This is a genomic window from Undibacterium pigrum (assembly GCF_003201815.1).
GTDB lineage: Bacteria > Pseudomonadota > Gammaproteobacteria > Burkholderiales > Burkholderiaceae_D > Undibacterium > Undibacterium pigrum.
The window spans coordinates 286,474-306,713 of sequence record NZ_QJKB01000002.1 but is presented as its reverse complement, the minus strand read 5'-3'; the positions used below and the strand labels follow the sequence as shown (position 1 = coordinate 306,713).

Genomic DNA, 20,240 nt, shown 5'->3' with positions numbered 1-20,240 from the left:
TTCTGGCCAAGTTGTCGCCACACTGTTTTATTGCCCGGATCTGGCTGACCAGTATCCGGGCTCAAACTCACAAAACCTGCCCTGCCTGCCACACAAAACCTGCCCCATAGATCCAGCATCAAATACTGGCATCCCATAAAGATAACACTCCGGCAAGATTGTTAAAAACCTTGTCCTTTATGCGCAATTGCCCCTATACTTGCGCCCCCGTTCAGACCTGTATCCGGGTTTGACGGTATCTTTATCTTATCTTGATTTAATGTATATGAAAAAATTTCTGATTGCCTGTGCAGTAAGCCTGCCTTTGATTGCCAACGCACAAGCTCAAGCCGACACCAAACCCTTGCGCCTTGCCCTGAGCATGGGTCTGAGTGCTGGTGGCGACACGATCACGACCGTAAGCTACACCGATGGCACACGCTCCAACGTTTCCGCTGGTAGCGGCCTGGTATTGTCTGCCGGTGTTGATTATCGTTTTAACCAGTATTTCTCTGGACAAGCCAATATTGGCTATCACGCCCGTTTCACACCAGAAGCCAGCAATGGCGATGCGACTTTCTCACGCATCCCTGTTGAATTACTGGGTTACTACAATATCAATCAACAATGGCGTGTTGGCGCTGGTGCGCGTTTCAACAGAAACGTCAAGCTCAGTGGCAGTGGCGCAGGTTCCCAGTACAATCGCAGCTTCAACAATTCCAATGGCGCCATACTGGAAGCTGAATACCTGTTCACACCACAATGGTCACTCAAGGCACGCGTGGTCAAGGAAGAGTTTGAAACCACTTACAGCAAACAAAAGTTCAGCGGTAATCACTTTGGCCTGATCGGCAGTTTCTACTACTAATCTGGCAGTATCTGGTCTTATTTGACCTGATTTGAAAAGCATAGACGGAAGCCATCAGGGCTTCCGCTATTCATTCACCATCAGCAAGCGCCGCAAGATGTAAATTCCCAAACCTGCAGATACCAGCGCCGCTGCATATGCACCAGCCGTAGGCTGCCAGGCAATATGACCCGCTTTTGCCAAAGACATTCGATAGGCATAAATCGCTGCGCCATTTGATCCTGCATGCAGGGCTATGCAAGGCCACAGCGAGCGTGTTTTTTCATACAGCCAGGCGCAAATTACGCCGACTATCGTGGCACAAAGGAACTGGTAGATATTCATATGAGCCAGACCAAACAGGCAGGCTGAAGCGAGGATAGCTACCCAGCGCGAATATTGATGCAGGAAGCTGCGCAAGATAATGCCGCGAAACAGCATTTCTTCCAGCACTGGCGCAACCAGGCAAGCCGTAATGATGGAATGCACGCCATTGGCCATCATTTCATCAAATATTCTTTGCTGACCAGCAGGCACGGGTTGCCACGCCTCCAGCCAGCCGCCGAGAATACCCAGCACGATCTCCAGCCCAGGCACCAGCAACAGGACGGGCAAGATCAACAATAGCGTTTTGCCAACTGGAGCCCCGGCAGAAGAATGAAACAATTCTGTATAGCTCAAACCCTTGTAGTGCAACATGGCTGTGAATAACACGGCATTCGACAAGACCATGATGACACCATCGATTTCATCCGGACCTATGCCAGTCCAGCTTCTGATATCGTGCACCAGAATACCGAACATAAATTCTATGCCCATCAGGAAGACCAGCAAAAAACAGGCTTCCAGCCCTGTAGGGAAATTTTCGTGTTTATTTTTCATTATCTTTTTCGCCAGGTAGTTCTGATCTGGCGAAAACTCACCATACAGTGCTCTAGTCTGATGTAGTGCTGATGATACACAGGCAAGCTTATTTCTTATTACATTTGCTGATGTCTTTGCTTTGCATTGCGGACAAGATAGCCTCCTGCAAGGCATTATATTCGATGGCCAGCCACGCCATTTAAGCCAATTTGCCGCATATCATTTTTTTCAATACGGCAAGATTAATCTTCAGGTTACAATTACTCACATTTCCTGCCCCGCTCATTGTGGGAGCCACACTGTTTTACTTCACTGAAATTTGTTGAATTTGTGCAAACACCAAGAGATTTTTTACAGCGATGGCAACAGCGAGGAGTTTATACCCGTTTATTCATCCCCATCTTTGTAATAATCGCGATCGTTGGTGGCCTGCGTTATTACCTGATGATCAATGCAGAAGTCAGCGATGCCAGGCAAAGGCTGAGTTCAGAATTACGCCATACCGCACACTACCTGATCCCGGCTCTCAGCAGCCTGTCGGCACAAGGTAATACCTCCGCCATACACAAATTGCTGCTGCAGGAAGTGGAAGCCAGCCCGGCCCTGTCGCGCATCAGCTGGCAATACAGCCGGCAACAAATCCAGGCTGAAGATGCCAGCATGCCTGTCACTGCCGTACCAGCTTGGTTTATCAAACTGCTGTCCTGGCAAGCCGAGAATTCTGCCAGGGAAGTCAGATTGCAGGATGGCAGTATCGCTGTCTTGCAGATGGAAACCAGCATCGCTGGTGAAAACCTGCACATCTGGCAAAAGGTCATGGGGCAGGCAAAAATTTCCCTGCTCGTCATTTTTACAATTTATTTCCTGCTTGGCTTGTTGCTACGCTCGAATGCCCGCAGCCTGCACAAACTGGCCGAGGCGACCAACAAGTTCAAGACAGGCCAGCATGCCGTACGCATGGCAGTCACAGGTACGGCGGAGGCACGCGCCCTGGCCCAGACTTTCAACAGCATGGCTGATGAAGTACAAGCTTTACTGCTGACACTACAGCGCAGCCAGCGCGCCAATAGCGAGCAACTGCACTTCACCTGGCAATTGCTGCATGCCCTGCCTATACCGATTTTCTTCCAGGACCAGCATGGCATTTGCCAGCGCATCAACCGCGCCTGGGAAGAGTTATTTGGCTTGCGTGCAGCCGATGTGGTTGGCCGCCCCATGCCTGTGCTGGCCTTGCATGCCAGCACGCGGCCACCACTGGAAAGTGGGCAAGACAAGCTGGTCATGGAAATGCAGATACAGGCCGCCGGAAAAATTCTGGACGTGATTTACTACCAGGCCAGTTTCACCAATGTCGATGGCATCGCCATAGGCAGCATAGGTGCCCTCATCGACATCAGCGAACGCAACCAGGCGCAAGCCACACTGGCCGCAGAAAATGTCAGAGTTGAGACTACCCTGGCATCCATCGGTGATGCTGTCATCAGTACCGACGTACATGGACACATACTGATGCTCAACAAGGCCGCGCAGCAGATCTGTGGCTGGAGCCGTAAGGAAGCACAGTCCCATGCACTGGCAGAGGTGTTTTCCCTGACAGATAACCAGCAACGCAACACGCTGCAAGAATTTCTGCAACAGATTTGCCAGAGTACCGATATCCTGCAGGCGAATAACCAGGTCTTGAGCGCCCGTGCAGGCCAGCGCTTTGAAGTCGACTACACGGCAGCTCCGATACGGCAAAAAAATGGCAAGGTCATGGGCTGTGTACTGGTGTTTCGTGATGTCAGTGAAAAGCATCAGCTCATGCAGCAACTGCGCTGGCAAGCTGGCCATGATGTGCTGACGGGTCTGGAAAACCGCGCTGCACTGAGTGAAAGGTTCAGTACAGCAATCCAAACCGCGCGCAGCAATAAAAATTGGCTGGCAGTATGCCTGCTGGATCTGGATCATTTTCAAGCCATCAATGAAAGCCATGGTCAGGAATTCGCCAATAAATTATTGCAGCAGGTTGCACGTCGCCTGGAAAGCAGTGCCGGTAGCGAGCACCATGTGGCGCGTCTGGGAGGCGATGAATTTGTGGTCTTGCTGCAAAACCAGCAAGATGTCGCGGGCGTGGAATTAAACCTGGCCTTGCTGCTGGCAGAACTGGCACAGTCTTATCAGATAGAACAGCAAAGCATCAGCCTGTCCGCCAGTATAGGCGTGGCGATTTATCCGCGTGACGATATCAATGCAGATACCCTGCTGCGCTGTGCTGACCAGGCCATGTACCAGGCCAAGCTGAATGGCCGCAATCAATTTCATTTATTCGATGCCGAGCAAGACCAGCAATTACGCACTCATCACAATCAGCGGGCGCGCATACGCCAGGCTTTGCAACAGGGGGAAATGCGGCTGTACTTCCAGCCCAAGGTGAATATGCGTCAGGGCCGCATCACAGGCATGGAAGCCCTGCTGCGCTGGCAACATCCCGAGCAAGGTATAGTCGGGCCGCTGCATTTTCTGCCGCTGATAGAACATACTGATTTGATTATCGATGTCGGTGACTGGGTCTTGCAACAGGCCATGGAGCAATTACGTGCCTGGACCGGCCTGCATGCAGACTGGGTCATCAGCGTGAATATCGCAGCCCGCCATTTCCAGTGCAAGGACTTCGTAGAACGCCTGCGCACGATACTCGCTGCTTACCCTGATATCGCACCTGAAAGGCTGGAGATAGAGATTTTGGAATCTGCCGCCATACAGGATATCCAGCACGTGCGCGATGTGATGCTGGCTTGCCAGCAAATCGGCGTCAGCTTTGCCCTCGACGATTTTGGCACTGGCTATTCATCACTGTCTTACCTGAAGCGCCTGCCTGCCGACACCCTGAAAATAGACCAGAGCTTTGTCCGTGATATGCTGGAAGACAAGGATGATCTGGCCGTCATCAGCGCCGTCATCGGCCTGGCACGTGCCTTTAATCGTGTCGTGATTGCAGAAGGTGTGGAAACCCCGGAACACGGTGCCGCACTCTTGCGGCTCGGCTGTGAACTGGCACAAGGCTATGGTATAGCCCGACCCATGCCAGCCGGACAAGTTGAAGCATGGGCCGACAGTTATGTCGCCCCCCAGATCTGGGGCCATGGCAAAGACCTGGAATGGGAAGGTGCCTGAGCCTCAGGCATGGATATTAACAACATCATGGAAACAGCATGCAAACCATCAGCGGACAATGCAGTTGCGGGAAAATAAGCTATCACTACCCAGCACCTGCGCTGCAAGTCGTGGCCTGTCATTGCAGCATGTGCCGTCGCATGACGGGAGCCCCCTTGTCATCGTATGTCGTGGTCAAGCAGGCTGAACTGGTCTTGACACGGGGTCAGGAGTTACTGAAAAGCTATACCGTCACATCCCGTACCCAGCGCCATTTTTGTGCTGACTGCGGCACGCCCCTGTATAACTCCAATCAGGAAACCTATGCAGGCCTGAGCATGCTGTATCTGGGTACTGTCGATCAACATGAAAGCCTGGCACCGCGCATGGATATTTTTTGTGAGAACAAATTATCCTGGCTGACTACTTCTGACAGCAGCCGGCATTTTGAGCAGACGCCGCGCAAACCCTGAAACAAAAAAAGCGTGCCCCATTTGCAGGGACACGCTTTTTTTCATGCAGATGCGCTTTATTTAGCTGGATATTTGACCGTCATTTCCTTCAACAAATTATCGGCATGATCAACTTCTTTCATGACCCATAACATATAGCGGATATCGACGTGAATGGCGCGTGTGATGGCAGTATCGAAATACCAGTCCTTGGTAATGGATTCATAAGTCGAATCAAAATTCAAACCTACCAGTTCACCATTCTTGTTCAAGACAGCAGAACCGGAATTGCCACCTGTCGTATCGGCAGTGGACAGGAAGTTGACAGGCACGGTTTGCAAGACACTATCCTTGAACACGCCATAGCGTTTTTCCTTTACTGCAGTCAACAAACTATCCTGCATATTGAAGGGAGACTTGCCTGTATGCTTTTCGACTATGCCTTCAACCGTTGTGAACGGGCCTTTGCTGATGCCGTCTCGTGGTGAGTAGGGCGCTACCGTGCCATATGTCACGCGCAGGGTGGAATTGGCATCAGGATAGACTGGCTTGCCCTGGGATTTTTTCCACTCGATGACGACTTGCATATATTGTGGAATCACTCGTTCCAGATTGCCATCAAGTTCTTTGCGGCGGTTTTCCAGCGACATGCCAGCGTCATGCAATTTCACCGCCAGACGAATGAATGCATCGTCCGATTGTTCAAAAGCCTTGCGGTCCTTGCTCATCCAGGCCAGGCGTTTGGCGGTTTCACCAAGCGTGCTGTGCTGATACAGGCCAGCGACACTTTCCGGTGTCGGCAGCAATACATCCAGGCCTTGTGGATGAGTCTTGACCGGCAATTGATTATATCTTTGCAAGGCAGCAGTAAACCTGGCCTGATCCACATTGGGCAGATAGGATTGTTCCAGGCGATTGAGTTTGCCAGCAATGATAGTCATATCCCTTTGCTGGTAGCCGGTATGGCGTTCGGCATCCGGCTTTTCACTTTCTACAGCCAAGCGATACAAGGTGCGCGCACTCTTCAGCAATTCACTGGTACTGGCAACATTCCAGGCAAATTCTTCGTCGGACATGGCCATGTCGGCAGCGATGACGGCATCCAGTTCTTTCAGCAAATTCTTGTTGCTGCCATGCTGGGCAAACCACAGCCGGAACTCGGCATCCTGCGCATCCTTGATGGCAGCGATGTCTTTACGGGCAAAACCATCGAGCAAGCCTTCGGTCTTTTTCAAACCATTATTGATGCCCTTGACCACACTCGCATAGCGTACGCCAGCACCTGCATTGCCCTGAGTTGCCGCAGCAATCACAGCCAGGTCTGCCCTGGATTCTGCCACTTTGGCAGGGAAACTGACATCGCGGGCAAAGCGTATTTCTGCTGGCAATTTGTAACGACTGGTACGGCCAGGATAACCTGCCAGCAAGATGGGGTCGCCATTCTTCAAGCCCTGGGCAGACACCACCAAAAAGTCTTTCGACTGATATGGCACATTTTCAGAAGAAGGATCGGCAGGGCGGCCATCCTTGCCGACATAAGCGCGCAGGAAAGCGTAATCACCGGTATGGCGTGGCCATTCAAAATTATCGACTTCGCCACCAAAATTACCTATCTTGTCCGATGGTGCATATGCCAGGCGCACGTCACGTATCATCAACTGACGTATGCGGTAATACTCCAGGCCGCGGTGAAAGCTGGGGACGGAACAACGGTATGCCTTGTCTTGTTCGCATTCGGCGATGAGTTGCTTGATGCGGTTTTCCACATGCTCATTTCTGGCCTTGCCAGACATACCGGCATTGATACCCTTCATGACCTGCTCAGTGACATTATCAACCTTGTCGGTAATGTACATGCGCGCATCTGGGCCGGCAGGTAATTCTTCAGCCATGCCCCTGGCCAGGAAGCCGTTCGCAATATAGTTTTTCTCTGCCGTGGAATTTCTTTGTATTGCGCCATAAGCACAATGATGATTCGTCACCACCAGGCCAGTGCTGGAAACAAAGGCTGCCGAGCAGCCACCCAGTGACACCATGGCCGACATGGGGTGCTTGTTCAAGTCTGCCAGTTTTTCTGCCGGCATATTGATGCCTATGCGTTTTAGCTCAGACTTCAGTTGTGGCAATTGATACGGCTGCCACTGACCTTCGTCAGCGTGAGCAAATGAAAAAACGCCCATCAGGGCCAGCGGGACAGCAACAGTTTTAAACAAAATACACTCCAAATTGTGTTCTTAAAGTACAGGCATAAGCTCTGGCAGCAGTATAGCTGCGACCGCCAGGCCAGATAGGGCTGAAGACGGGATTTTTCTGCGTTTCAGGCAGGAATCGTGCGCATTTACTAATTATTTAAGCTGAAATCAGCACAAATAAACCATATTACAGACAAATATACCGGCAGCTAGTTCCTGCCGGGATTGATAAAAACCAGAAGTATGAATTTATTATTCCATTTATCGGAATAATAAATTCAACATTAAGACTATTCTTATATTTCAATGCAAGGCTCAAACTAAGCACTGCGCAATAGGGCGCTTTAAATACCGATCACACTTAGCTTGAATGGAAAAATCATGAGCCGCATCAATCTCGTCACCAAAGAAACTGCCAATGCTGAACAACTGGCCTTGCTCGAAGCAATACAAACAAAACTGGGCATGGTTCCCAATTTTTTGAAGGCTTTCGCCAATTCACCTGCAGCCCTGCGCGCCTTTCTTGGCTTGCATGGCATTGCAGGTGAAGGCAGCCTTGACCCGCAAACCCGTGAGCGCATCGCACTGGCGGTGGCACAAAAAAATTCCTGCGAATATTGCGTCTCTGCCCATACCGCCATAGGCCGCGGCACTGGCTTGAACAATGAAGAAATGGTAGCCAATCGTGCTGGCAGCAGCCAGGATGCCAAAGCAGCAATTGCCGTGAAATTTGCCCGTTCACTGGTTGAACATGCTGGTGAAGTCACCACGGCAGAAATTCTGGAAATGCGCGACAACGGCTATAGCGATGCCGATATTGTCGAAGTCATTACACATGTGGGCATGAATATCCTGACGAATATTCTGGGCAAGGCCAGCCGCCTGGATATCGACTTCCCTAAAGTTAGCCTGTAAAACCTGAAAAATCCTGTCATCTTAGCCATTACAGCGAGGAAACCATCATGTCACGCGCATTTGCCGATATCAGTTTTACCCCCAGTGTGAAAGCGGCGCAAAGCCTGTATGGCAGCCGCGAAGCCAATCGTGGTTTTGAACAGGTAGAAGAAAAACGCGATTCCCTGCTGGCGCAGGACATGGAATTTATCGCTGCACGTGACAGCTTTTACCAGGCGACGATTTCAGAAAACGGCTGGCCCTACGTGCAGCACCGTGGCGGCCCAGCCGGTTTTCTTAAAATCCTCGATAACAAGACCATCGCTTATGCAGATTTTTCTGGGAATGCGCAATACCTGAGCGTGGGCAATCTGTTTGCCAGCGACAGGGTATCCTTGATACTCATGGACTACGCCCGCCGCCGCCGCATGAAGATATGGGGCCATGCCAAAATCGTTCATGAAGAGGACGATGTACGCCTGATCGCCAGACTGGAGATGCCTGGCTACCGCGCCCGTGTCGAACGTGCCATTGTCATCACGGTAGAAGCCGTGGAGTGGAATTGCCCGCAACATATCACGCCCAGATTTAGCGAAACGGAAGTGCAGGGCTTGCTGGCGAAGCTGCTGGCTGAAAAGCACCAACTGGAAGAGCAGTTAACACAAAAGACTGCACCAGCAAAACCCACCAGCCTTGGTAATGGCCCACTGGAGTTAATTATTACAGGTGTGCGCCAACTCAGCCCACGTATACGCGCCTATGAATTGCGTGATCCTGCAGGCAAGGACTTGCCTGCGGTGAGCGCGGGTGCACATTTGCGGGTACCCGTCTTGCTGGCAGATGGGCAAGCGGCTACGCGTCCATACTCCATCAGTTCTGCTGGCGGGCAAACTGACTGTTATGAAATTGCCGTGCTGGCCGAACCCGGGGGCCGTGGTGGTTCCATGGCAGTCCACGATCTTTATGCGCTGGGTATGCACTTGCATTGTGATTTTCCACGTAATGACTTTGCATTACACGCGCATATAGAACATGCAGCACCCGCCGTGCTGATCGCCGGGGGTATAGGCATCACCGCCATCAAACCCATGGCTGCACAATTGTCAGCGCAGGGGCGGCCATACACTTTGCACTATGCAGGCCACACACTCAATACAATGGCCTATCGTACTGAGTTGCAAATGCAACTGGGTGCCTCATTGCATCTGTATGCGGCAGATCAGCAGCAGCGCATGGATATACACAGCATCATGAAAGAAGCAGGTCAGGACAGCCTGTTTTATATCTGCGGCCCGGCCAGCATGATCGCTGCTGCATTGAATGCAGCGGCAGCTTTGGGTATAGACCCGCAAAGAGTGCGCTTTGAAAGATTTGCGGTACAAAAATCAAACCAGGACGAAGAGATACGCGTGGAGCTGGCACGCAGTAAAAAAGTCATTCATGTCCGTGCTGACCAGACTATTTTGCAAGCCGTGCGTGCCCATGGTGTAGTAGCGCAAGCGGAATGCGAAACCGGCAATTGCGGCACTTGCGCGGTGAAACTGCTGGGTGGACAAGCACTGCACAGGGATGCGGTGTTGACAGAAGCAGAGCGAAAAGACCGCATCTGCATCTGTGTCTCGCGGGCGCAGGAGGGTGAACTGGTGCTTGATCTGTAAATTTATTCTTGCAATGGCAAGAAAATGTCGGTCACCATGAGGTGTTCAGGCACATCAGGGAAAAAGCTGATGCGCTGGAAAAACAGCGGGAAATCACGCAAATTGCGCTGGCTTTGTGGCAACCAGTTGTTATATAAAAACCGTACGGCACTGCCCAGCTGAGCATCCGTGCCAGTATGTCGCAAGACGGCACATTTACCTGCCGGGATGAGCTTGTTGACGATACCGTGCTGATTATCTGTCACTGCGGCTGGCACTGCTGCGCCCAGGTCAAAACGGTATTCATCTGCCGGTGTCTGATCGGGATCATCATAGATGAGATTAAACGTGGCACTGACGCTGGGCGGCAATTTATTGAGCTTGCGCCAGGCGATGAATTGCTGGATGCTATTGCCCAGCAAGGCAGGTGCGCCGCGGTGTTCAAGCACGGCGATACGGGTTTCAGGGAAGTCGGTGATGCGCACGTCTGTGAGCTGGTAAGTGGCTGGCATATGCTGTTCTCTCAGTTGGTCTATGGTCAGTTGACTGTGTTGCCAGGTATCCCACTGAGGCTGTTTTCTGAATTGCGCCGGACTCAGACCCAGGCTCTTTTTAAAAGCGCGGGAAAAAGCTTCACTGCTTTCATAGCCATTGTCCAGGGCAATGGCGATGACCTGTTTATGGCTGCGAAATGCCAGTTCATACATGGCTTTCTTGAGTCTCAATAGCTGCACATAAGAAAATGCCGCCAGACCAAAGTAGTCGGAAAACTGCCGGTGGAAATGAAATTTTGAGAAAGCCGCGACTGCGCTTAAACGCTCCAGCGTCAAGTCTTCATCCAGATGAGCATCTATGTATTGCAAAACCCGCAGCATGCGCATCTGGTAATTCGATTCACTCAATGATTTCTCCCTGACAGACTGCAGGATAGCCAGCCTTGCATCATGCCGCATGATAGTTGTTGCTGTGTTGAGCTTGCTGTATTGATCTCGCCAGGCTGTCAGCCTCAATCAGACCTGTGCCGCATGCGTTCCAGCAAAGCCTGTTCGCAAAGCTTGAACACCATATAGGCAGCCATGGCAGCAAGAGCGGCGACTATCAGTTCCAGCAATTGCTGCAAGCCGCCATCTATCATGCCTGCCCAGCCATTGTCGAGCAAGTATTCTGCATTCGCGCTGAAGAGGTGAACGATATCAAAAGACAATTTGCCAAACACGATGAAACTCAGTGTCAGCAAAAGAAAACTGGCGAGGCTGTGCTGGCATAGCCAGGCATAGAATTTTCGCTGTTTTGCCATTTTTCATCCTTTCGACAATACATCCAGGTTGCTCTGTTGCGGCTTCCATCGCTCAGTCAGCCATCGCCTGGCGCGCATTGCAGGTTCTTCTATGACATGCCATGAGCTGATGGAAAAAATCATGGTAAACGCTGTCGCGAATACTGTCAGTATCGCGACTGACATCTGTGGTGCAAGGGATAACAGGGCTTGCTGTATCGGAAAGGCATAGATATACACGCCATAGGAATAATCCCCAGCGCGGTTATACATGCGCAGCCTGCCTGCAGGTATATAAGCCAGATACAATAAAAGATAGGGCAGGCTCAGATAATAGGCCAGGATAAACACTTGCGGACTGAGATAGTGACTGAAATAGTGACTGAAGATCAGAGCCAGCATGGCTACAGTTGCCCATGCATGACTAAGTCGTATATGTTTGCGAAAAATAAAATACGCAGCACCGGAAAAGAACATGAAGAACATGCGGTCAAATTCTGCCATATTCAGTAAATAATGATGGCGTACTGCGTAGATCATGATTGCAGCAAGAATCATAGTCAATATACGCATTGCCGGGCTGCGGTATCGCTTCCAGAGACAGGCATACAAGCCCCAGAAACCTGCCAGCAAGACATACATGGCCAGTTCATAGATCAGGGTCCAGAGTGATCCATTGACTGCTGCGGGATAAGGGTTGTGTTCAAACACGCCGGGCAGGGTGTATACAATCCCGCTGACTATGGTCGCGCATTTGTATAGATATTGATATACACCAGAACTGGAAAAATAATCGCCTGCAGGCAGCGATGTAAATATCGCCCCCAGCACAAACACGCTCAGCAAGACCATACTGATCAAGCCGGGAAATATCCTCAGGAAACGCGCCAGAAAATAGTCAGGCAGATTCTGCCGCGTCATGAGACTGCCCGTCACCAGATAACCGCTGGTGACAAAAAACAGGTCGACAGCAATACTGCCTATGCTCATGCCCAGAGTGGCTCCCAGCGGCTCGGGCTGACGTAGCAAGGCATAGCTGTGCCCAAACAATACTGCCAGCGCAGCCAGCAAACGTATCAGGTTGAAATTATTATCCCTGCTTTGGCTGAACTCAGCCAGGTACTTCAGTTGTCGCATATAGTAAAAATCAAGACTTTTCGACGATGTTTTTCAAATCCAGCAAACCCTCATCGAATTTTTTTCCCACCATATTATCCATGCTGAAAAACAGGCCCATTAATTTGGACATGAAATTGCAGGACCCAAACATGGCCTGACTGACTAGCGTCGTGGGTCCCTGTTCATCAAGGCGAAACTCTATGGTATTTTGTGCGGCGAAGGGTTTGTAAAAATTGATTTGTATACGGAGATAATTAAAGGGCTGGCTTTCCAGAATTTCCATCCTGCCTTCCCCAAGTTCCTTATTGCCAGCCCACGCATACACTGCGGCCTGGCCATGTTGCGGGCCACTATAGCTACGTCGCACGGCAGGGTCCACTTTTTCCCAGGGCGACCAGGCTTCCCATTCATGGAAATCATTCAACAATGGGAAAATTTGCTCCGGTCTGGCTTGCATGCTCAATGAACGCTCTATGCGAAAATCATCGGGCCGGGTAGCAACAAACAGTATGAAAGCAATCAGCAAAAGCAGAATGATGGCCGCTAATATCATGATACGACTCCTGTTTTATACATGCATGGGATAGAGCAACAGCTTAATACGGCAGGCTTATTATTACCAGTTGCACAGCATTTATTTGCCAGAGTTAGCTCAGTGAGAAATTTTGCATTGACTGGTATTACCGCTAAAATGCGATATAAGCCCGCCATGCGATAACGCTAGCGGAGGATCACTCTTACCTCTATCACCATGCCTACACCCAGCTCTGCCTCTACCACAATCACCGTGCCTGCATCTGGCCAGTTGATTATCGATGCCATCATCCACGCGATCAAATGGGGGACCGGCTCATCTGCAGGCACAAGCATTAGTTATAGTTTTCCGTGGACCAGTGGTGAATCTTATTTTTACGGCATCAATTCTGGCAGCAAGTATTCCTCACTGGAAGAACAAAAAGCCACGTCTCACTTTGCCCTGACTACAGAACAACAAATTTCTGCAACCAGGGCTTTCCAAGCCTGGGCAGATGTTGCCAACCTGAATTTCATCCCGGTGGCAGACAATGTCAGCAGTGCTGGTGATATCCGCATAGGCTGGACTTCAGCCATTGACATGACTGTCACGGGTAAAAAAGCCTGGGGCTGGGCTTATCAGCCAAATGGATACTATCCTGACGGCGGTGATATCTGGATTTCTACAGAAAGCTCTGGCGCTACCAGCAAGGACTGGAGTACCGGCTCCTATAACTTCATGTCATTGATACATGAAATAGGCCATGCGCTGGGTCTGAAACATCCATTTGATGGCAGCACCAACTTGCCAGCCGCTACGGATACCAGGCAATACACCATCATGTCTTATACCGACATACAAAATGATCTGTTCAGAACCATCACTTATGGTGCGAACAACAAACCCGTGTTTGCCTTTCAGGATGTGGTTCCGGAAACACCCATGGTGTACGACATCGCTGCCATACAATACCTGTATGGGGTCAACAATAACTATAAAACCGGTAACGATACCTATACCTTTGATACCAACACCCCATTTTTGAAAACCATCTGGGATGCCGGTGGCAATGACACCATTTCTGTCGCCAATTTCACGCTGGGCTGTGTGATTGACCTGACCCCTGGCAATTACTCTGATATACGCATGGAAGCGGCTCCCAATCCACCTGGTTACACCGGTGGCACTGTACCAACTTACGATGGCAAGCAAAATCTTGGCATCGCCTTTGGTGCTTACATAGAAAATGCCATAGGTGGTGCGGGCAATGACAAACTGATAGGCAATAAAGTCAATAATACCTTCACCGGCAATGGCGGCAACGACACCATAGACGGTGGCCTGGGCCTGGATTTGGCCAACTACGCCAGTGCACATAGCAATTACACCATCACCGCCAGCGGCAGTGTCGCCCTCGTCAAGGCCAACAGCGGTACTGAAGGCAGCGATACCCTGTTCAATATTGAGCGTCTGCACTTCAGCGATGAAAACATCGCTCTGGATATCAATGGCATAGCCGGGCAGGCTTACAGACTGTATCAGGCTGCCTTTGACCGCAAACCCGATTTGAAGGGCCTGGGTTACTGGATTGCGGATATGGACAAGGGTTCCAGCCTGACTACTGTCGCTGCAGGTTTCATGTTGTCACCTGAATTTCAAAAACTGTATGGCAGCAGCCCCTCGAATACCACGCTGATTACCAATTTTTATCAAAATGTCTTGCACAGAACACCAGATAAAGCAGGCTTTGATTATTGGCTGGACCAGTTGAATACCAAGAAAATCACTGCCGCCGGTGCGCTTGCCAGCTTTTGTGAGAGTGCCGAAAATCAGGCCCTGGTCATAGGTTCCATACAAAACGGTATTGAATACCTGCTCTGGCCTGCATAAACTGGCCTTACCTCCAAGAAATTCATCGTTCCGGCACAAAGCACGCCACACCTGTGGCGGCTTACCCTACAATGACGACATATCCGCCAGGCTGCTTATAAACTAAGCAGCCCGCTGTCGTCATCTTCATACAGAAATACACCCCATGTCAGAATCCACAGCCTTCAATACCCTGCCGCTATCCGCGCCCATGCTCGCCAATCTGGACAGCCTGGGCTACAAGGAAATGACAGCCATACAGGCAGCCAGCCTGCCCGTCATCCTGCAACAACAAGACCTGATTGCCCAGGCCAAGACCGGTAGCGGCAAGACCGCCGCCTTTGGACTGGGCATACTGGCCAAGCTCAATCCCACTTATTTTGCCGTACAGGGCCTGGTGATATGCCCGACGCGTGAACTGGCTGACCAGGTCGCCAATGAATTGCGCCGTCTGGCCAGGACCATGCCTAACGTCAAGATCGTCACCCTGTGCGGTGGTACGGCCATGCGACCACAGATAGCCTCGCTTGAATATGGAGCGCATATCGTAGTCGGTACACCTGGCCGCCTGATCGACCATATCAGTCGTGGCACCATCAACCTGAAAACCGTACAAACCCTGGTGCTGGACGAAGCTGACCGCATGGTCGACATGGGCTTTTATGATGACATCTACGACATCGTCGCCGCCACACCCACGCGCAGGCAAACCCTGCTGTTCTCGGCTACCTACCCGGATGATATACGCCAGGCCAGCGAACAACTGCTGCGCGACCCAGTAGAGATCAAGGTTGAATCCCAGCATGCTGCCAATCATATAGAGCAATTGTTTTACCTGGTTACACCTGAAGGACGCAATACCGCTGTCGCCACCCTGCTACACCATTACCAGCCGACATCCACGATCGCTTTTTGCAATACCAAAATCCATTGCCGCGAACTGACAGAAGAATTGCACGCCCAGGGTATCAGCGCCCTGGCCCTGCATGGCGACCTTGAACAACGTGACCGCGATGAAGTCTTGATACGCTTTGCCAACCAGAGCTGCTCAGTCCTCGTCGCCACCGACGTCGCTGCCCGCGGTCTCGATATACAAACCCTGGGTGCCGTCATCAATGTCGATGTATCCAAAGACACCGAAGTCCACATCCACCGCATAGGCCGCACTGGCCGCGCCGGTGAAAAAGGCCTGGCACTGAGCCTGGCCACGCCTGGTGAAAAGAAGTGGGTAAAGCTGATAGAAGAATATCAGGGTGAGCCAGCCAGCTGGGGCGACATCCACGCCCTCGAAGCCGGCCCGGAAAGAGACTTGCAAGCCCCGATGATGACCATCTGCATCATGGGCGGTAAAAAAGACAAACTACGCCCCGGCGATTTGCTGGGTGCATTGACTGCTGACCTCGGTTTGAAAAAAGAACAGGTAGGCAAAATCAATGTCTCGGAATTTGTCACCTACGTCGCCATCGACAGGCAAGTCGCAGAAAAAACCGTGGACAGGCTGAGCCGAACCAATATCAAGGGCAGGCAATTCAGGATGCGAATTGTTGACTGATTTGATTGATTTGATTGATGATCTCAGTATTTCATAGCCATGATGGCTGGGATGGCTTCGATAGCCTACGCAAAAAGTATCATGACATCTTGCAGGTTCACCAATCACAAGCAGTGAACCTGCAAATACTCTCATGCCGTCATCACACCAGCAAATCTGCCAGACTACGCGCAATCACCTTAGTCGCTTTGCGTAAATCTTCCAGATTCAAACGCTCATCCGCACGTTTCGCATGCGATTCCAGTACAGTGCGCGGCCCTGCACCATAGATGACGCCAGGTATGCCCGCTTCCGAGAACAAACGCACATCGGTATACAAAGGTGTACCCAGTGCCGGAATTGCTTCACCAAATACTGTACCGCCATGCTTTTGTATCGCCTCCACCAACGGTGTATTACCCGGCAGCGGCCGCATGGAATTTGCCAGCAAGATGCGTTTTACGTCGACGCTGATGCCCGGTAAATCTGCAGCGGTATCGCTGATGACTTTGCGCAACGTCGCTTCGACTTCTGCCGGATTTTCTTCCGGTATCATGCGGCGGTCCAGCTTGAATGTCACACGGCCAGGGATGACATTGGTATTGGTGCCACCTTCTATGGTCCCCACATTCAGGTAAGGGTGGGTGATGCCTTCGACTTTCGAGGTAACCTGTTTGTACAGCGTGTTTTGTGCATACAGGGCATTCAGGATTTTGACTGCCGCCTGCAAGGCATCGACACCAGAATCAGGGATTGCTGCATGGGCCATCTTGCCATGCACGGTCACTTCCATCTGCAAACAACCGTTATGCGCAGTGATGACCTGGTAAGAAAAACCAGCAGCAATCATCAGGTCAGGCTTGATGAGATTATGTTTGAGCATCCAGCCCGGGCCGACTTCGCCACCGAACTCTTCATCATAAGTGAACAGCAATTCCAGTGTGCCTGCTTTGGGTTTGGCAACGGCTTCCAGTGCACGCAGGGCAAATGTGTAAGTCGAGAAATCACATTTGCTGACAGCCGTAGCGCGGCCATAGATATTGCCGTTTTCTATTTCACCACCGTAAGGGTCCTTGGTCCAGCCTTCACCCGGTGGCACCACATCGCCATGGGCATTCAGCAACACCGTCTTACCCGGGCCATACTGGCGACGCACCAGCAGATTGGTGATGCTTTGCAAGCCAGCCTCCTTGACTTCGCTATCTGGCACTACATGTTTTTCTGCGTTGATACCCATGTCTTGCAGCAGATCAGCAGTGCGCTCTGCATGCGGGGTGTTATTGCCGGGTGGTGTGTCGGTAGGAACGCGTATCAATTCTTGCAGAAACTTGACCTGCTCGTCAAAGTGGCTGTCTACCCAGGCGTCGAGTTGTTCGTAATTATTCATGTCTTGTACTTTCTGGATTGTTATTGATTTACTTGGCACCGGCCTGGAACCAGGCACCGACGATTGCACGTTCTTCTTCCGTCATCTGTGTCATATTCCCTATAGGCATGGCCTTGAGTTGCACGGCCTGCATATTGACCTTTACCGCATTCTGTTTGATCTGTTCCGGCGTATCGAGCTTGATACCGGCAGGAGCAGTGGCAAAGCCGGGCTGGGTAGGCGCAGCCGCATGGCAGGATGCACAACGCTGCTGGATGATGCCCTGCACTTTAGTGAACTGTGCAGCCTCTGCTTCTGCCGCCGACAGGGCAGGGTCAGATGCTGCCACTTTGGCAGGTGGTTTTGGTGCAATCGCAATAGCTACTGCCAGCAATAAAGTCACGCCCGCCGCAGGATAAGCCCAGTTGGTAATACCCTTGTGACGCAGGTTGAAGAAATGACGTATCAAGACACCCGCCGCCATGATGACAGCCAGCACCAGCCAGTTGTATTCATGGTTGTAAGTCATTGCATAGTGGTTGCTGATCATGATGAACAGCACCGGCAGGGTGAAGTAATTATTGTGCACGCTGCGTTGCTTGGCTTTCTGGCCGTGGACGGGGTCAGGTGATTTGCCCTGCTGCATGGCTTCGACCAGTTTGCGCTGGCCTGGGATGATGAGCATTAGCACATTACCCACCATCATCGTACCTATCATCGCGCCAACGTGGATATAGGCAGCACGGCCACTGAGGAATTTCGACAACACGAATGCTGCCGCCACAATGAACACAAACATGATGATGCCCAGCAGGCCTTCACGCTTGCCCAGTGGAGAGCGGCACAGCAAGTCATATACGGTCCAGCCCACCAGCAGCGTGCCCAGACCTATGCCTATGGCTTGCCAGCTAGTCAGGTCAGCGACTGATTTGTCTATCATCATCGGGGACGCATTGAAGTAATAGACGATGAACAACATCGCAAAGCCAGACAGCCAGGTAGCATAGGCTTCCCATTTGAACCAGTGCAGTTCTTCTGGCAATTCCTTGGGGGCGATCAGGTATTTTTGTGGGTTATAAAAGCCACCGCCATGCACGGCCCACAATTCACCGGACACACCCTTGTTGGCCAGTTCAGAACCCGGTTTGGGCGGGCGGATAGTATTGTCCAGCCAGACGAAGTAGAAGGATGCACCTATCCAGGCTATGCCTGTAATCAAATGCAGCCAGCGGACGATCAGGTTCAGCCACTCAGTGCCATACGCAAGTAAAAAAGCTTCCATGTTTTCTCTCATGTTAGAAGCTCGTCTGCCTCCGCGGGCTCTTCAGACGAGAGGGATAGAAAAATACCCCAAAATGGTCGCGAACCGAAGCTCCGCTGCGACCAGGTGTTTCTGGCAGCTTACGCTACCATGATTCACGATCTTAGTGCTAAAAAACCACAACCTGTATCTATCTGCTGCAAATGTCTCCTATTGTCGCAGTTAGACCAAGGGCAGGTAAGACCAATAGCAAAAAACTTGGTGAAGTCTGGTAACGATAAACTTTTTCCCTACAAACTTCATTGAAAACGAAGTATATTAAAAATACAGATTTCGATATACGTTTGAAGACAGGCATCAACATGGCACAACTACCCAATCATCTCGATCTGCATCTGATACGTATTTTGTATCTTTTGCTCAGTGAGAAAAACGTCTCCCGCGTGGCTTTAAAGCTTAACCAGCCGCAGCCTTCGATTTCTGCCTCGCTACGCAAACTGCGCGAGCTGACTGGCGATCAATTGCTGGTGCGCGGTGGCCGTGGCATGGTGCCTACCCCCCATGGTGAAACCCTGCTCAAGCCTGCCAAGCGCATACTCGATGAAACCGAGCTCTTGTTTGAACGCAAGGTCCCCTTCGTCGCCCAGCAAGAAAGCAAGACCTTTCACATCGCTGCGCCAGATTCCCTGCATGTGCAATTCCTGCCCAGCGTGGTAGAGCGCCTGCGCCGTGAATCACCCAAAAGCCGCATCGTCATCCATGGCCTGGGGGCAGAAGTTGATTATGTGCGCCATCTGTCTGACGGTGACCTTGATCTCGTCATTGCCAACTGGGATGAACCACCACAACACCTGCACCTGTCCAAGCTGTTTGAAGACCCCATCGTCTGCGCCATGCGTGCCGACAGCCCCTATGCCAAGCGCACGGGTACTGACGACATGACTCTGGAAGACTACCTGAGCCTGCCGCATGTCGCACCTTCGCAACTCCTGTCCGGCTATCATGGCGTCATTGATGCCCATCTGGAACGCCAGCACCTGCGCCGCAATGTCGTGGTTGAGTCAGCTTACTTTGGCCTGATGCCGCATATGCTGACGCAGTCAGACATGGTGCTGACGACGGGCAAGCAATACCTGAGCTTTTATGAAAAAAGCCTGCAATTAAAGACTTTTTCCATTCCCATCAAATTCCCGCCACTGCGCTTTTACCAGCTCTGGCATGAACGCGTGCATCATTCACCAGAACACAGATGGCTGCGTGAGCAGATAGCCCAGGCAGCCAAATCTTTGATGAGCAAATAGTTT

General features: G+C 51.3%; 16 protein-coding genes. 8 read left to right on the top strand and 8 right to left on the bottom strand.

What is annotated here, in order from left to right; genetic code table 11:
- Positions 1 to 265 precede the first annotated feature (265 nt).
- Positions 266 to 847 (top strand): outer membrane beta-barrel protein, encoded by a 582-nt coding sequence (locus DFR42_RS08395; RefSeq protein WP_170133450.1) that lies wholly within the window; start codon positions 266 to 268, stop codon positions 845 to 847.
- 66 nt (positions 848 to 913) lie between these two features.
- On the opposite strand, the gene DFR42_RS08390 is transcribed toward DFR42_RS08395, so the two are convergent.
- On the bottom strand, positions 914 to 1,708 hold the full coding sequence (locus tag DFR42_RS08390; RefSeq protein WP_170133449.1) for a CPBP family intramembrane glutamic endopeptidase: 795 nt from the start codon (positions 1,706 to 1,708) through the stop codon (positions 914 to 916).
- Positions 1,709 to 2,020: 312 nt separating this feature from the next.
- Between DFR42_RS08390 and DFR42_RS08385 the strand changes: the two genes are divergently transcribed.
- Both DFR42_RS08385 and DFR42_RS08380 read left to right on the top strand, forming a co-directional pair.
- Positions 2,021 to 4,846 carry a bifunctional diguanylate cyclase/phosphodiesterase gene (locus tag DFR42_RS08385; protein WP_245936884.1) on the top strand — a complete coding sequence of 942 codons (2,826 nt, stop codon included), beginning with the start codon at positions 2,021 to 2,023 and terminating at the stop codon, positions 4,844 to 4,846.
- Positions 4,847 to 4,884: 38 nt separating this feature from the next.
- Positions 4,885 to 5,298, top strand: a complete 414-nt coding sequence (locus DFR42_RS08380; RefSeq protein ID WP_110254534.1) for a GFA family protein — start codon at positions 4,885 to 4,887, stop codon at positions 5,296 to 5,298.
- A gap of 56 nt (positions 5,299 to 5,354) precedes the next feature.
- Here the strand turns inward: DFR42_RS08380 and DFR42_RS08375 are convergent, their stop codons facing one another.
- Positions 5,355 to 7,457, bottom strand: coding sequence for a S46 family peptidase (locus DFR42_RS08375; RefSeq protein ID WP_110254978.1), 2,103 nt, complete (start codon positions 7,455 to 7,457; stop codon positions 5,355 to 5,357).
- Between the two features lie 393 nt (positions 7,458 to 7,850).
- Here DFR42_RS08375 and DFR42_RS08370 point away from each other — a divergent pair, with 393 nt between their 5' ends.
- Both DFR42_RS08370 and DFR42_RS08365 read left to right on the top strand, forming a co-directional pair.
- Positions 7,851 to 8,384 (top strand): carboxymuconolactone decarboxylase family protein, encoded by a 534-nt coding sequence (locus tag DFR42_RS08370; RefSeq protein ID WP_110254533.1) that lies wholly within the window; start codon positions 7,851 to 7,853, stop codon positions 8,382 to 8,384.
- A gap of 47 nt (positions 8,385 to 8,431) precedes the next feature.
- Positions 8,432 to 10,021 carry a 2Fe-2S iron-sulfur cluster-binding protein gene (locus DFR42_RS08365; protein ID WP_110254532.1) on the top strand — a complete coding sequence of 530 codons (1,590 nt, stop codon included), beginning with the start codon at positions 8,432 to 8,434 and terminating at the stop codon, positions 10,019 to 10,021.
- A 2-nt stretch (positions 10,022 to 10,023) separates the two neighbouring features.
- On the opposite strand, the gene DFR42_RS08360 is transcribed toward DFR42_RS08365, so the two are convergent.
- The 4 genes from DFR42_RS08360 to DFR42_RS08345 are packed head-to-tail and all read right to left on the bottom strand — an operon-like array spanning position 10,024 to position 12,948.
- Positions 10,024 to 10,953, bottom strand: coding sequence for an AraC family transcriptional regulator (locus tag DFR42_RS08360; RefSeq protein ID WP_110254531.1), 930 nt, complete (start codon positions 10,951 to 10,953; stop codon positions 10,024 to 10,026).
- Between the two features lie 53 nt (positions 10,954 to 11,006).
- Positions 11,007 to 11,297 carry a hypothetical protein gene (locus DFR42_RS08355; protein WP_110254530.1) on the bottom strand — a complete coding sequence of 97 codons (291 nt, stop codon included), beginning with the start codon at positions 11,295 to 11,297 and terminating at the stop codon, positions 11,007 to 11,009.
- A 3-nt stretch (positions 11,298 to 11,300) separates the two neighbouring features.
- Entirely contained in the window at positions 11,301 to 12,413 is a 1,113-nt protein-coding gene (locus DFR42_RS08350) for an acyltransferase family protein (RefSeq protein ID WP_110254529.1), read from the bottom strand.
- Between the two features lie 10 nt (positions 12,414 to 12,423).
- Positions 12,424 to 12,948 carry an SRPBCC family protein gene (locus tag DFR42_RS08345; RefSeq protein WP_110254528.1) on the bottom strand — a complete coding sequence of 175 codons (525 nt, stop codon included), beginning with the start codon at positions 12,946 to 12,948 and terminating at the stop codon, positions 12,424 to 12,426.
- A 198-nt stretch (positions 12,949 to 13,146) separates the two neighbouring features.
- Here DFR42_RS08345 and DFR42_RS08340 point away from each other — a divergent pair, with 198 nt between their 5' ends.
- Positions 13,147 to 14,799: a DUF4214 domain-containing protein gene (locus DFR42_RS08340; RefSeq protein ID WP_110254527.1), complete on the top strand. Its 1,653-nt coding sequence runs from the start codon at positions 13,147 to 13,149 to the stop codon at positions 14,797 to 14,799.
- A 145-nt stretch (positions 14,800 to 14,944) separates the two neighbouring features.
- On the top strand, positions 14,945 to 16,330 hold the full coding sequence (gene dbpA / locus DFR42_RS08335; protein WP_110254526.1) for an ATP-dependent RNA helicase DbpA: 1,386 nt from the start codon (positions 14,945 to 14,947) through the stop codon (positions 16,328 to 16,330).
- 142 nt (positions 16,331 to 16,472) lie between these two features.
- Here the strand turns inward: dbpA and DFR42_RS08330 are convergent, their stop codons facing one another.
- The gene (locus tag DFR42_RS08330) at positions 16,473 to 17,696 is read right to left on the bottom strand and encodes a M20 family metallopeptidase (RefSeq protein ID WP_110254525.1); all 1,224 of its coding nucleotides are present in this window, start codon (positions 17,694 to 17,696) and stop codon (positions 16,473 to 16,475) included.
- A 28-nt stretch (positions 17,697 to 17,724) separates the two neighbouring features.
- Positions 17,725 to 18,957: a urate hydroxylase PuuD gene (locus DFR42_RS08325; RefSeq protein ID WP_110254524.1), complete on the bottom strand. Its 1,233-nt coding sequence runs from the start codon at positions 18,955 to 18,957 to the stop codon at positions 17,725 to 17,727.
- A gap of 341 nt (positions 18,958 to 19,298) precedes the next feature.
- On the opposite strand from DFR42_RS08325, the gene DFR42_RS08320 reads away from it, so the two are divergent.
- On the top strand, positions 19,299 to 20,237 hold the full coding sequence (locus tag DFR42_RS08320; RefSeq protein WP_110254977.1) for a LysR family transcriptional regulator: 939 nt from the start codon (positions 19,299 to 19,301) through the stop codon (positions 20,235 to 20,237).
- Positions 20,238 to 20,240: the final 3 nt, after the last annotated feature.